The organism is Pseudomonas sp. 2848 (assembly GCF_003253945.1).
Classification (GTDB): domain Bacteria; phylum Pseudomonadota; class Gammaproteobacteria; order Pseudomonadales; family Pseudomonadaceae; genus Aquipseudomonas.
Genome location: NZ_QKZD01000016.1, coordinates 32,788 through 45,819 on the forward strand (window position 1 = coordinate 32,788; position 13,032 = coordinate 45,819).

The window sequence follows — 13,032 nt, forward strand, 5'->3', positions numbered from 1 at the left end:
GCTGGGGCCGCTGTGCGGCCCCCTCATCCCACCCAGCGATACACCGGCGCATCCACGCCACTCTCCACCTTCACCTCACTGCTATGGCGCAAGCGCACCAGCAGCCGCTTGCCTGCCGCCACGCTTCCGGCCAAACCTTCCAGACGCTCCAGCAGCTCCGGACCACCCATCTGACCCGCCTGACGCAGCACCTCACGCGCCGCCGCCCACTGTCCGTCATCCTGTCGAGGTGCCGGGTTGGCGCTGACCGGCGCAGCTTCCACCGGGGCCTGAATATCCATTTGACGCCCCAGCTGCGCCCATTCATGCGGCTCCAGCTCGACAGTCAGGTCCACCGGCCACTCGCCGATCTGTCCACGAATTCTCACGATAATTTCCTTGTTTCCAGGCTCGATTGCGCCATGCTCCCACGAACATGAAACCTGTGCCAGGCAGTCTGGCGGCGCCAATAAAAATTGTTATAACATCACAAATTCATCCCAAGCCGCCTGTGGAGCCGTCCATGCGTCGTCTGTTGCTCGCCCTGCCCTTTGCCCTGCTTCCCCTGGCCGTGGCCCATGCCCACGACGATCACGACCATGATCACGATCACGCCCATGGCACCCTCGGCGCCCATGAGCACGGCGTGGCCAAGCTCAACGCGGCACTCGACGGCAACGTCCTCGAGCTGGCGCTGGACAGCCCGGCGATGAACCTGGTCGGCTTCGAACACGCCGCCAGCAGCGACGCCGACAAAGCCAAGGTCACCGCCGCCCGCCAGCAGCTCGAACAACCCCTGAAGTTGTTCGGCATCGCCCAGGCCGCCGGTTGCAAGGAGGAGGCCCAGGAGCTGGAAAGCCCGCTGTTCGGTAATGCCCCCGAGGCTGGCGGCGAGGCGCACCAGCACGCCGACATCGATGCTCGTTACCAGCTAACCTGCGCCACCCCGGGCAAACTCACCCAGATCGACCTCGCCCACCTGTTCAAAACCTTCCCGCAAACCCAGAAGATCAACGTGCAACTGATCGGCCCGAATGGCCAGAAAGGCGTGGAGGCCACCCCCGCCAAGGCCGTGGTCAAGTTCTGAATGAGCCGGCCGCTGATCGAACTGCATGACCTGGTGTTCGCCTGGCCTGGCCAGGCGCCGCTGCTGGAGATCCCGGCGTTTCGCCTGGAGCCCGGCGAGGCGTTGTTCCTCAAGGGTCCCAGCGGCAGTGGCAAGACCACCCTGCTCGGCCTGCTGGGCGGGGTCAACCGCCCAGGGCAGGGCAGCATCCGCCTGCTCGGCCAGGACTTGGCGACCTTGGGCCAGGGCGCACGCGACCGCTTCCGGGTCGATCACACCGGCTACATCTTCCAGCAGTTCAACCTGTTGCCGTTCCTCTCGGTGCGCGAAAACGTCGAGCTGCCCTGCCGCTTCTCGAAAAGCCGTGCCGTTCGCGCCGCCCAGCGCCACGGCAGCATCGACCAGGCCGCTGCCCAGTTGCTCGCCCACCTGGGCCTGGACGACCCGGCCCTGCTCGCCCGCCGCGCCGACAGCCTGTCGATCGGGCAGCAGCAGCGGGTCGCCGCGGCCAGGGCGCTGATCGGCCAGCCCGAGCTGGTGATCGCCGACGAGCCGACCTCGGCCCTCGACGCCGACACCCGCGAGGCGTTCATCCGCCTGTTGTTCGACGAATGCCGCGACGCCGGCGCAAGCCTGCTGTTCGTCAGCCATGACCAGAGCCTGGCGCCGCTGTTCGACCGCCACCTGTCCCTGGCCGAGCTCAATCGCGCCGCCAAGCCCCGGGAGGCCTGATGTACCTGCTTCGCCTTGCCCTGGCCAGCCTGGCCAACCGCCGTTTCACCGCCCTGCTCACCGCGTTCGCCATCGCCCTGTCGGTGTGCTTGCTGCTGGCCGTCGAGCGGGTACGCACCGAAGCCCGCGCCAGTTTCGCCAGCACCATCAGCGGCACCGACCTGATCGTCGGTGCCCGTTCGGGGTCGGTGAACCTGCTGCTGTACTCGGTGTTCCGCATCGGCAATGCCACCAACAACATCCGCTGGGACAGCTACGAGCATTACGCCAAGGATCCACGGGTGAAGTGGGCGATCCCGATTTCACTGGGCGATTCGCACCGTGGCTACCGGGTGATGGGCACCAGCGCCGACTACTTCAGCCATTACCAGTTCGGTCGCCGCCAGCACCTGGCACTCGACCAGGGCCGGGCGTTCGCCGACGATCCGTTCGAAGTGGTGCTGGGCGCCGAAGTCGCCGAGGCCTTGCACTACAAACTGGGTGACAAGCTGGTACTGGCGCACGGCGTGGCCGCCATCAGCCTGGTCAAGCACGACGACAAGCCCTTCACCGTGGTCGGCGTGCTCCAACGCACCGGCACCCCGGTGGACCGCACCCTGCACATCAGCCTGGCAGGGATGGAAGCGATCCACATCGACTGGCACAACGGCGTCCCGGCCCGTGGCGCCGGGCGCATCAGTGCCGAGCAGGCCCGCGCCATGGACCTGCAGCCCACCGCCATCACCGCCTTCATGCTCGGGCTCAACAGCAAGATCGCCACGTTCAGCCTGCAGCGCGAGATCAACGAGTACCGTGCCGAGCCCCTGCTGGCGATCCTGCCCGGCGTGGCCCTGCAGGAGCTGTGGAGCCTGATGGGCACGGCCGAGCAGGCATTGTTCGTGGTGTCGCTGTTCGTTGTGCTCACCGGTCTGATCGGCATGCTCACGGCCATCCTCACCAGCCTCAATGAGCGCCGCCGGGAGATGGCCATCCTGCGTTCGGTCGGTGCCCGTCCCTGGCATATCGCCGGGCTGCTGGTGCTCGAGGCACTGGCCCTGGCATTGTCGGGCATCGCCACCGGGCTTGGCTTGCTGTATGCCGGCATTGCCCTGGCGCAGGGCTATGTGCAGGCCAACTACGGGCTGTACCTGCCATTGGCCTGGCCAAGCGCCCATGAGTGGACGCTGCTGGCTATCAGCCTTGGCGCGGCGCTGCTGATGGGCAGCGTGCCAGCCTGGCGTGCCTACCGGCAGTCGCTGGCCGATGGCCTGTCGATTCATCTTTGAGAACCTTCATGACCGCGACGTCCATGGACAACAGGCAGGCCCCCACTGCTTGGCTTTACCTGTTACTGGCAGTGGTTTTGCTGGCATCCACGGTGTGTGCCGCCGAACCTCGTGAACTGGACTGGCCCGCGCTGATCCCCGAGGGTGCGCCGATCATCCCGCCGCAGCTGACGCCGCTGCACGACCTGTCGCAGATCAGCGACGCGCTGGCTGCCGAGGCCGCCCCCGCCGCGCGCCAGCAGGCACCCAACGCACCGGTGGTGAAGGCCTTGGACGGCCAGCCCGTGAAGATCCCCGGCTACATCGTGCCGCTGGAGGTCAGCGACGAAGGCCGCACCACCGAGTTCCTCCTGGTGCCCTACTTCGGCGCCTGCATCCACGTGCCACCGCCACCCTCGAACCAGATCGTGCACATCTTCAGCGAGATGGGCGTACGTATCGAAGACCTCTATCAACCCTACTGGATCGAAGGCACGATGCAGGTCAAGGCGTCCAGCAGCGAGCTGGCCGATGCGGGCTATCAGATGGAAGCCGAGAAAATCTACGCTTATGAGCTGAAGTGAGAACTGTGCACGCCCGTTTGAAGAGGCTTCGTTGAGCTGGGTCAAACTTTCTGTTTAGTCAGCTTCGTACCATTGGACTACTCGATTACTCACGTCCTCTGGGAGCTTCCATGAACAAGTCCTTGCTCAGTGCCTCGCTCGTCGCGTTGGCGCTCGCAGCCCCTGTTGCCCACGCCCACCAGGCGGGGGATTTCATCCTCCGCGCCGGCGCCATCACCACCGCGCCGAACGAAAGCAGCGGTGACATCAAGCTCGATGGCGCCAAGGTCTCGGGCACCAAGGCGACCCTGGACAGCGACACCCAGCTGGGCCTGGCCTTCGCCTACATGCTCACCGACCACATCGGCCTGGAACTGCTGGCCGCCACGCCGTTCCAGCACAAAGTCGGCGTCAAGGGCCTCGGCCCGGGCCTGGATGGAAAGCTGGCCGACATCAAGCAACTGCCTCCGACCCTGTCGCTGCAGTACTACCCGATGGAACCTAGCTCCAAATTCCAGCCCTACGCTGGCGTGGGCATCAACTACACGATGTTCTTCGATGAAGACCTGAGCAGCAACCGCAAGGCCCAGGGCTTCAGCAACATGAAGCTGAAGGACTCGGTAGGCATCGCCGGCCAACTGGGCATGGACTACATGCTCACCGACAACCTGCTGCTCAACGCCGCGGTCTGGTACGTCGACATCGACACCAAGGCCAGCATCGATGGCCCGAGCGCCCTGGGCGTCGGCAAGACCAAGGTCGACGTGGACGTCGATCCATGGGTCTACATGGTCGGCATCGGCTACAAGTTCTGATCCGCAGGCAAGCCCGTTCCTTCTGGAGCGGGCTTGCCCCGCGCCGCCTCGCCCCACCACAGGTACCCCCAGTAGCTCCAGGCAACCGCGCTTATCCCCGCTCCCACCCCGCACACCGCCACCCAGCCCCACTGCCCGTACACCCAGGTTGCCACGACCGCCCCCACCCCGCTGCCGACCGAATAGCAGCACATGTAGGCGCCGATCAGCCGGCTGGCCATCTCGCCGCGCCCCGCCAGCAACAGGCTCTGGTTGGTCACATGCACGGCCTGCACGGCCAGGTCCAGCATCAGCACCCCAATCACCAGCGCCAGCAATGACTGCTCCAGGTAGGCGCTGGGCAGCCATGACAGCGTCAACAGCCCGAGCGCCCATCCGCTCACCCGCCGGCCATGCCCTTGATCCGCCAGGCGCCCGGCACGCGACGCCGCCAGCGCGCCAGCCACGCCGGCCAGGCCGAACAGCCCGACCTGTGTATGGTCCAGAGCCAGGGGCGCGGCGCTCAGGGGCAACACCATCGCGCTCCACAGCACGCTGAACGCCGCGAAGATCAGCACCGCAAACACACCGCGCTGACGTAGCAGACGGTCATGCCGGTACAAGCGCAGCACTGAAACCAACAGTACCCGATAGCGCTGCCTCGGCCCCTGCGGCTTGACAGCAGGCAAGCGCCAGGCCAGCAACAACGCCATGGCCAACGCCAGCCCCGCCGCCACGACGTATACGCCGTGCCAGCCCAGCAGGTCAGCCAGTGCACCCGAGACCAAGCGCGCTGACAGGATCCCCAGCACCACGCCACTGGTGACAGTCCCCACCGCCTGCCCCTGCTGAGCTGGCGTGGCCAGTGTGGCGGCATGCGCGACCATCACCTGCACCACCACCGCAGCCAGGCCGACCATGGCCATCGCCGCCAGCAACATGGCCCAGTCCACGGCAAACGCCACGGCCAACAGCGCGCCGGCCGATGCCAGCAACTGGCCGACAATCAGCCGGCGGCGATCGATCAGGTCGCCCAGCGGCACGATCAGCAACAGACCCAAGGCATAGCCGGCCTGGGTCATGCCCACCACCAGGCCGGCGCGCGCAGCGCTTACGCCGAGGCTCGCGGCCATGGCCTCCAGCAGCGGCTGGGCGAGGTACACCGTGGCCACGGCCAGGGCGCAGGCGGCAGCCAACAACAGCGTCAATCCGCGGGTGAGCGGTGGCATCAGCAATCCCTCCAAATCTGGTTTCAATTTAAAACCATGGAACTGGATTTCTAGCAAACATGGTTTTATTCTGCAACCAGATCACACCCAAGGAACACCTCATGCTCGACGAGAACAACCAGCAATGCCCAGTGGCCCGCGCCCTGGAGGTGCTCGGCGAGCGCTGGGCGCTGATGATCCTGCGCGATGCCTTCGATGGCCCGTGCCGCTTCAGCGAATTGCAGAAAAACCTCGGGCTGGCGAAGAACATCCTCGCTTCGCGCCTGAAACTGCTTGTGGAGGCCGGGCTGCTGGCACAGCAGCCTGCGTCCGATGGCAGTGCCTACAAGGAATATGCGCTGACGGAAAAGGGCCGTTCGGTGTTTCCGATCGTGATCGGCTTGCGCCAATGGGGAGAGCGCTACCTGTTCACGGCGGGAGAGTCACGCTCGCAGCTGGTCGACGATCGCGGCCAGGGTCTGGAGACGTTGCAGGTGCGGGCGCGGGACGGGCGGGCGCTGGGGCCGGAGGATTGCCGGCGGCGGGTGATCCGGCATTCGTGACGTCATCGCGGGGCAAGCCCCGCGAGAGGCTCAAGCTTTGCCGAGCAAGCGGGCCAGGCCTTCGACAAACGGCGTTGGCTCGGGAAATGCGAAACGTGCCAGCAAACGCGAGTTGTCCGCCCGCGAATGGCGGATGTCCCCCGACCGTGCCTGGCCGTAGCTGATTGCAGGCAAGCCGCCCACCACCTGTTCCAGCGCCTTGAGCAACTGGTTCAGCGAGGTCGCCTGGTTCAGGCCGATGTTTACCGCGCCCTCTTCCACCGCCTGCTGCTCAAGCGCCTGCACCATTACCTGGACCAGGTCACCGACAAACAGGAAGTCGCGGGTCTGCTCGCCATCACCGAACACCGTGATCGGTTTGCCACTGGTGGCGCGCTCGCAGAAGATGCTGATCACCCCGGAATACGGCGAGGAAGGGTCCTGGCGTGGCCCGAAGATGTTGAAGAAGCGGAACACCACCGGCTCCAGCCCGTGCTGGCGGCGGTAGAAGTCCAGGTACTGCTCGCTAGCCAGCTTGTCCACCGCGTAGGGGGTCAGCGGCGCCTTGGGGGTATCCTCGGCAATCGACTGGCCTTCGCCGTTGTTGCCGTACACCGCCGCGCTGGAAGCGAACAACACGCGGCGGATGCCGTTCAGGCGCATCGCCTCGCACACGTTCAGCGTGCCGATGAAGTTGCTCTGGTGGGTTTTCACCGGGTCTTCCACCGAGGCCTGCACCGAGGCCACCGCGGCCAGGTGCACCACCGCCTGGCAGCCACTGGCGGCATGGGCCACCAGCGCGGCATCGGCGACATCGCCCTCGAGCAGTTCCAGGCGCGGGTGGCCAAGCTGCAGGTTGTCGCGCTTGCCGGTCGACAGGTCGTCGAGGATACGCACCGCGTAGCCTTTCTCCAGCAACGCATCGCACAGGTGCGAGCCAATGAAGCCGGCACCGCCGGTGATCAGGATGGGGGCGTCAGCCATGTCGGTAGAATCGGTCCAGTAGGGGCGGCAAGCCGGCGCGCCAGGCGCGTGGCTTGATGCCGAAGGTATGAAGGATCTTCTTGCAGGCCAGTACCGCGTGTTGCGGCTCCTCGCTAGCATCCGGGCGGGCGGCGTGGGCCTGGGCGGTGGGCGCCTGCACGGCCAGCTTGCGCCACTGGGTGGCCTCGGTAAGGATCGCCTGGCCGAGCACCAGCGGCGTGGTAGCCTCGTTGCCGGCGTAGTGGTAGGTCCCCCACAGCGGCGCCTGGCAATCGAGCTGCTTGAGCACCGAGAGGATCACCCGTGCCGCGTCGTCCACCGGTGTCGGGTTGCCGCGGCGGTCATCGGCCAGCAGCAACTCCTGGGGCTGCTCGGCACGGGTCAGGAAACGCCCGAGCGCGCCATCGAGGCTTTCATCCAGCAGCCAGCCGAAACGCAGCAGCACATGCTGCGGGCAGGTGGCGCGCACGCTCTGCTCGATACGCCACAGCGCCTGCCCACGCAGGCCGAGCGGCACCGGCTCGTCCTTCTCGCTGTAGGCCGTGGCGCGCGAGCCATCGAACACCCGGTAGCTGGACGGCTGCACCAGGATCATCTCGTGGTGCTGGCACAACTCGGCGAGCCGCTCCACCGCCCGCTCCTGCTGAGCCAGGCGTTGCTCGCTGACCGACTCGGCCTGGAACCAGTCAAAGTAGTAGGCCAGGTTGATCACGGTGTGCGGGCGCTGCTCGTCGAGCAGCAGGGTCAGGCTGGCCGGATCCCAGCCGTTTTCCGGAGGGCGAGGCGCCAGGAAAGCGATATCTTCCTCGGCCCCGAGACGAATCAGCGCTTGCCCGAGGGCATTGCCACCACCCAACAGCATCAGGCGCATACGCATAGAGTCAACAGGTCCGGTCTGGTCGATGGAGGAAAGGGTTCATTTTGCTGTTTCCGACAGGGGAAGTCCAACCCAGGCAAGGCCTGGCGCGCGCCGCGTGCCGATTCGAACCGGTCGGGCGGGTGTTCCGCCTTTGCCGACAGCTACTTATACTGCGCATGGCCTGTTCAAGGAGATCAACATGGATGCCGAGCCGAACACCGCGCTGCGCGCCAGATGGCAATACGACGAACCCGCTCCCGGCCCGGAACGCTTCATCGACGAGGCTTTCGACGGCTATCGGCAACAGGCTCGCCTGCTGCTCCCGGCACATGAGTGCGCCCCCACGGTCTTCGTGGTCGGCGGCGCCCGCTCCGATTTCACCCGCCTGAACCCTTTGCTCTATCGCCTGCAACAGCAGGGGATCGGTTCGCTGACCGGCAACCTCTCCGGCCACAGCCTGGCCAGCGAGCCTGGTGCAAAGGACGCGTCGTTGGCCAGCAATCTGCAGGAAGCCCTGCGCTTCCACCAGCATCTGGACGCGCGCAGCGACACCCTGGTCGGCCACAGCCTGGGCGCCGCCATCGCCCTCAAGCTGGCCGCCCAGCGCCCCAACGTGCGCAAGCTGGTGCTGATCTGCCCGGCGGTCTATCCCGATGCAGCCCATGTCGCCCCCTTCGGTCCGGCCTTCAGCGAAGCGATCCGCAAGCCTTATGCGTTCCTCGATTGCGACAGCTACGCCTTCCTGCGCCAGTTCCAGGGCCGGGTGCTGCTGGTAATCGGCGAATATGACGGGCTCAACTCCAAGGTGCACGGCCAGGGCCCCGGCACCTCGGCCGGCACCCGGCGCCTGGCGGGAGTCGAGCGCTACAGTCCGATCCCCGAGGAGGTCACCCACGCCTTGCTGCGTTCGGTGCCGGCGCCCCATGTGGAATGCCTGATGCTCACCGACTGCGACCACGGCATCGCCGCGCACCTGCGTGACCGGCCACAGGTGGCGGATCAGGTGGCCGACGCGGTGGCGGCGTTCATTCTCGATTGAATTCGGTGGAGCGCTGCTGTCCTTGCGTGGGAGCGGGCTTGCCCCGCGATCGCGTCTGATCGGGCGACCCTCGTTGGTCGTGCCGACGCTATCGCGGGGCAAGCCCGCTCCCACGCTGGTGACGCTGTCGAAGGGCTGGGCAATCTCCAGCAGGTCGTGATGGTGGCTACTCGATCTCGAACAACCCGTTGCTGATCATCCCTGCACTGAGGCGGTCGCGGATATCGTCGTCGATGCGCGGATCGTCCGGGCGGTACAGCTTGATCTGCCGGAAGGCGTTGATGCGGTTGATCTCCTCGCCCAGGTACTCCCACACCACCCGGGTGCAGGCCGGGTTGCGCCGGTCACCGCTGGAAACCCCGGTCTTGAGACCGTTCAGGCGGCTGATACGGCTCTTGAAACTGGGGATGAGCACGGTCTGGCTCATCTCGTTGAGGGTCAGCGACTCGTAGTCGATCAGGAACATCCGGTCCTGCAGCTGGAACGCCGCGCCCAGGTAGCGGCAGCGCACCTCGGCATGCCGGTCGAGGCCGCTGCTGCGCTCCTGGCGTTCCTGACGCTCGAACAGGAAACTGCCGCGCTCCTCCCACAGGTGCACCAGCGACACCAGGATCGAACCGGGCACCGACATGCAGTTGGAGTATTCGAAGTAGTAGCCGCAATAGCGCGAGAGGTTGCCGGCTTCTTTATGCAGTGGCTTGAACAGCTCGCTGATGGGGTCGTCCTGGGGGCCGACAGGCTGCTGCTGGTTGCGTGCACCGATCAGGCGAGCGAACTGCTCGGGCGGCAGGCCCAGCTCGTAGTCCTCCACGCCGAAGAAGTCGCCGATACGCTTGAGGTTGTAGGCCGTCGGGCGGCTCTGGCCGCTCAGGTACTTGTTGAACTGCGCCCGATTGATCGACAGCTGCCGGCAAACCTCGGAGATAGAGCGGTAGTGGCTGCAGGCCAATTTGAGGTTGATAGCGAAATGATCGCCCATGATACGCGGGTCCAGGTGATGCGAGTGGCGCCATTCTAGCATCAAGTCGCACCAAAACAGAGCAACCCGCGAAATTGTAACCATAGTTGTCATGGCCAACCATGCGCCCCCAATGAATAGCGGTGCGCCTGCCGTCCGCTGGTCTTTCCATGCGAAGAATAAGAATCGAGGTCATTTTCCAATGCTCGAAGCACTCAACGATTTCCTTTCGGGGAAACTCCTCATCGTGCTGATCGTCGGACTCGGCGGTTACTTCACCATCCGCTCGCGGTTCGTCCAGTTCCGCCACTTCGGCCACATGTTCGGCGTCTTCAAGGAATCCCTTCGCGGCCAGGCAGGCCAACTGAGCTCGTTCCAGGCCCTGATGCTGAGCCTCGCCGGCCGCGTCGGCGCCGGTAACATCGCCGGTGTCGGTATCGCCGTGACCCTCGGCGGCCCAGGCGCCGTGTTCTGGATGTGGGTCACCGCACTGGTGGGCATGTCCAGCAGCTTCTTCGAATGCACCCTGGCCCAGGTCTACAAGCGCGCCGACGGCGACGGCCTGTACCGCGGCGGCCCGGCGTACTACATCCAGCACGGCCTGAAGCTGAAAAGCATGGCCATCGTGTTCTCGATCCTGCTGCTGGTCACCTACGGCTTCGCCTTCATCGGCCTGCAGTCGTACACCGTGACCCACTCGCTGCAGAACGCCTTCGCCTTCGATCCCAAGCAAACCGGCATCGTCCTCGCCGTGCTGCTGGCCATCACCTTCATCGGCGGCATCAAGCGCATTGCCGCTGTGTCCGACCTGCTGGTACCGGTCAAGACCCTGGCCTACATCGGCGTGACCCTGTACGTGATCGGCACCCAGATCGAACACGTGCCAGCCATGCTGGAAACCATCTTCAAGAGCGCCTTCGGCCTCGACCCAGCGTTCGGCGGCCTGCTCGGCAGCGCCATCGTCATGGGCGTGAAGCGTGGCGTGTTCGCCAACGAAGCGGGCCTGGGCAGCGCGCCGAACGTGGCCGCCGTCGCCGCCGTGAAACACCCGGGCGCCCAAGGCGTGGTCCAGGCCTTCAGCGTGTTCCTCGACACCTTCGTGATCTGCACCTGCACCGCGCTGCTGATCCTGCTGTCGGGCTTCTACACCCCGGGCTTCGAAGGTGACGGCATCGTCCTGACCCAGAACTCGCTGGCCGCCGTGGTCGGTGACTGGGGCCGCATCTTCGTCAGCGTCGCGCTGTCGCTGTTCGTCTTCACCTGCATCCTCTACAACTACTACCTGGGCGAGAACAGCCTGCAGTTCCTCAGCCGCAACCGTGCCGTGCTGATGACCTTCCGTGGCCTGGTGCTGGCGCTGGTAGTGTGGGGTTCGACCCAGGACCTGTCGACCGTCTTCGCCTTCGCCGACATCACCATGACCTGCCTGGCCTTCGTCAACCTGATCGCCCTGGCCATGCTGTTCAAGGTCGGCCTGCGCGTGATGCGCGACTACGACGCCCAACGCAAGGCGGGCATCAAGCAGCCAGTGTTCGACTCCAGCAAGTTCGCCGACCTGGACCTGGACCGCGCCGCCTGGCCGGCCAACCCGCAGGCTGAAACAGCCGCTGACAAAGCCGCCGCCCCGGCGCCAGCGCAGCACTGATACCCTGCCCTGCCCTGCCACAGCCGCCCCGCCCGGGGCGGTTGTCTCTTTCTTCGCGCGGCTTTGTACAAAAAGTCGCCGAGCGGCGATCAGGCAAGGCGAAAACAGGCGAGGAACGGTCGGAGTCGCGCTCGACTTTACGAGTTGTAAATGAGCATTCCGAGCCTGTTTTCAACGCCGCCTGATCGTCGCGCAGGCACTTTTCGTGCAAAGCCACATCGCTACGGAATCCTCCCATGCGTCCAGTCAAGAATCTCCTCGTCCTCTACACCGGCGGCACCATCGGCATGCTGCAGACCGCCGAAGGCCTCGCGCCGGCCGGTGGCTTCGAAGCGCGCATGCGCGAACACTTTGCCGCCTGCGGCGATGCGCCAAAGGTGCAATGGGCGCTGCGTGAACTGAACCCGCTGATCGACAGCGCCAACATGCAACAGGCCAACTGGCTGGCGATGCGCGATGCCATCGTCGAGGCGGTCGAGCGCGACGGGCATGACGGCGTGCTGGTGCTGCACGGCACCGACACCCTGGCGTACAGCGCCGCTGCCCTGTCGTTCCTGCTGCTGGGCCTGCCGGTGCCGGTCCTGCTGACCGGTTCCATGCTGCCGGCCGGCGCCCCGGACAGCGATGCCTGGGCCAACCTGGTCGGCGCGCTCAATCTGTTCGAAAACGGCCTGGAAGACGGCGTGCAGCTGTATTTCCATGGCCAGTTGCTGCACGGCTGCCGCGCCTCGAAACTGCGCAGCGAAGCCTTCGACGCCTTCACCGTGCTGCCGCGCCATCGTGATGGCGAGCGTGCCCCGCAACTGCCGGCCCGCCTGGACTACCGCCAGCCACGCCAGCCGGTCAAGTTGGCGGTCATGCCGGTGTTCCCGGGCCTTGCGGCCGAACACCTGCGCGGCCTGTTCGACAGCGGCATCCAGGGCCTGGTGCTGGAGTGCTACGGCAGCGGCACCGGCCCGTCGGATGACCAGGCGCTGCTCGACGCACTGCATGACGCTCGCCAGGGCGGCGTGATGATCGTTGCCATCAGCCAATGCCCGGAAGGCTCGGTGGTGTTCGACACCTACGCCGCCGGCAGCCGCCTGCGCGACACCGGGCTGGTCAGTGGCGGCGGCATGACCCGCGAGGCGGCGCTGGGCAAGCTGTTCGCGTTGCTGGGCTCGGGGCTGGATGTACAGGCGGCGGAGCACTGGTTCGCGCTGGACCTGTGCGGCGAGCGCGCCTGATTCGCAGATCTTCCGTTCGCCATCGCGGGGCAAGCCCGCTCCCACAAATCCGTGGGAGCGGGCTTGCCCCGCGATCGTTTCAGCATCTGGAAAAGTGGCGGAAGGCAGCGGGAGTCGAACCTGCCCGGGAACGGCTGCCGTCCCCAACCGGGTTTGAAGCCCGGCCGCGCCACCGGGCGCGATTGCCTTCCTT

General features: G+C 65.8%; 14 protein-coding genes and 1 tRNA gene. 9 read left to right on the forward strand and 6 right to left on the reverse strand.

Features of this window, described 5'->3' with window-relative positions; translation table 11 throughout:
* Positions 1–23 precede the first annotated feature (23 nt).
* A complete protein-coding gene (locus tag DFS21_RS23990; protein ID WP_110704217.1) occupies positions 24–368 on the reverse strand; it encodes a hypothetical protein in 345 nt (114 codons plus the stop codon).
* Between the two features lie 134 nt (positions 369–502).
* Here DFS21_RS23990 and DFS21_RS23995 point away from each other — a divergent pair, with 134 nt between their 5' ends.
* From DFS21_RS23995 to DFS21_RS24015, 5 genes are all read left to right on the forward strand, one after another.
* Positions 503–1,066 (forward strand): DUF2796 domain-containing protein, encoded by a 564-nt coding sequence (locus tag DFS21_RS23995; protein ID WP_110704219.1) that lies wholly within the window; start codon positions 503–505, stop codon positions 1,064–1,066.
* Positions 1,067–1,777 carry an ABC transporter ATP-binding protein gene (locus tag DFS21_RS24000; RefSeq protein WP_110704221.1) on the forward strand — a complete coding sequence of 237 codons (711 nt, stop codon included), beginning with the start codon at positions 1,067–1,069 and terminating at the stop codon, positions 1,775–1,777.
* Entirely contained in the window at positions 1,777–3,042 is a 1,266-nt protein-coding gene (locus DFS21_RS24005) for an ABC transporter permease (protein ID WP_111533283.1), read from the forward strand. The genes DFS21_RS24000 and DFS21_RS24005 overlap by 1 nt, the downstream gene beginning before the upstream one ends.
* Positions 3,043–3,050: 8 nt before the next feature.
* Positions 3,051–3,605: a DUF3299 domain-containing protein gene (locus DFS21_RS24010; RefSeq protein ID WP_371926935.1), complete on the forward strand. Its 555-nt coding sequence runs from the start codon at positions 3,051–3,053 to the stop codon at positions 3,603–3,605.
* A 110-nt stretch (positions 3,606–3,715) separates the two neighbouring features.
* A complete protein-coding gene (locus DFS21_RS24015) occupies positions 3,716–4,399 on the forward strand; it encodes an OmpW family protein (protein WP_046857328.1) in 684 nt (227 codons plus the stop codon).
* Here DFS21_RS24015 and DFS21_RS24020 read toward each other — a convergent pair.
* On the reverse strand, positions 4,387–5,610 hold the full coding sequence (locus tag DFS21_RS24020) for an MFS transporter (RefSeq protein WP_111533295.1): 1,224 nt from the start codon (positions 5,608–5,610) through the stop codon (positions 4,387–4,389). The two genes, DFS21_RS24015 and DFS21_RS24020, sit on opposite strands and share 13 nt — an antisense overlap.
* A 98-nt stretch (positions 5,611–5,708) precedes the next feature.
* Here DFS21_RS24020 and DFS21_RS24025 point away from each other — a divergent pair, with 98 nt between their 5' ends.
* Positions 5,709–6,149 carry a helix-turn-helix domain-containing protein gene (locus tag DFS21_RS24025; RefSeq protein WP_110703856.1) on the forward strand — a complete coding sequence of 147 codons (441 nt, stop codon included), beginning with the start codon at positions 5,709–5,711 and terminating at the stop codon, positions 6,147–6,149.
* Between the two features lie 30 nt (positions 6,150–6,179).
* Here DFS21_RS24025 and DFS21_RS24030 read toward each other — a convergent pair whose 3' ends face one another.
* Together DFS21_RS24030 and DFS21_RS24035 are read right to left on the reverse strand one after the other, a co-directional pair.
* On the reverse strand, positions 6,180–7,112 hold the full coding sequence (locus DFS21_RS24030; protein ID WP_111533285.1) for an NAD-dependent epimerase/dehydratase family protein: 933 nt from the start codon (positions 7,110–7,112) through the stop codon (positions 6,180–6,182).
* Positions 7,105–7,989: a sugar nucleotide-binding protein gene (locus tag DFS21_RS24035; protein ID WP_038707252.1), complete on the reverse strand. Its 885-nt coding sequence runs from the start codon at positions 7,987–7,989 to the stop codon at positions 7,105–7,107. The genes DFS21_RS24030 and DFS21_RS24035 overlap by 8 nt, the downstream gene beginning before the upstream one ends.
* 181 nt (positions 7,990–8,170) lie before the next feature.
* On the opposite strand from DFS21_RS24035, the gene DFS21_RS24040 reads away from it, so the two are divergent.
* The gene (locus DFS21_RS24040) at positions 8,171–9,010 is read left to right on the forward strand and encodes an alpha/beta hydrolase (RefSeq protein ID WP_111533286.1); all 840 of its coding nucleotides are present in this window, start codon (positions 8,171–8,173) and stop codon (positions 9,008–9,010) included.
* A 166-nt stretch (positions 9,011–9,176) separates the two neighbouring features.
* Here the strand turns inward: DFS21_RS24040 and DFS21_RS24045 are convergent, their stop codons facing one another.
* On the reverse strand, positions 9,177–9,989 hold the full coding sequence (locus DFS21_RS24045; RefSeq protein WP_023632678.1) for a helix-turn-helix transcriptional regulator: 813 nt from the start codon (positions 9,987–9,989) through the stop codon (positions 9,177–9,179).
* A 181-nt stretch (positions 9,990–10,170) separates the two neighbouring features.
* Here DFS21_RS24045 and DFS21_RS24050 point away from each other — a divergent pair, with 181 nt between their 5' ends.
* Complete coding sequence (locus tag DFS21_RS24050) at positions 10,171–11,613, forward strand: sodium:alanine symporter family protein (protein ID WP_023632679.1); 1,443 nt, start codon at positions 10,171–10,173, stop codon at positions 11,611–11,613.
* 236 nt (positions 11,614–11,849) lie between these two features.
* Positions 11,850–12,839 carry an asparaginase gene (locus DFS21_RS24055; protein ID WP_111533287.1) on the forward strand — a complete coding sequence of 330 codons (990 nt, stop codon included), beginning with the start codon at positions 11,850–11,852 and terminating at the stop codon, positions 12,837–12,839.
* A 95-nt stretch (positions 12,840–12,934) separates the two neighbouring features.
* Here the strand turns inward: DFS21_RS24055 and DFS21_RS24060 are convergent.
* Positions 12,935–13,030, reverse strand: a tRNA-Sec gene (locus tag DFS21_RS24060).
* Positions 13,031–13,032: the final 2 nt, after the last annotated feature.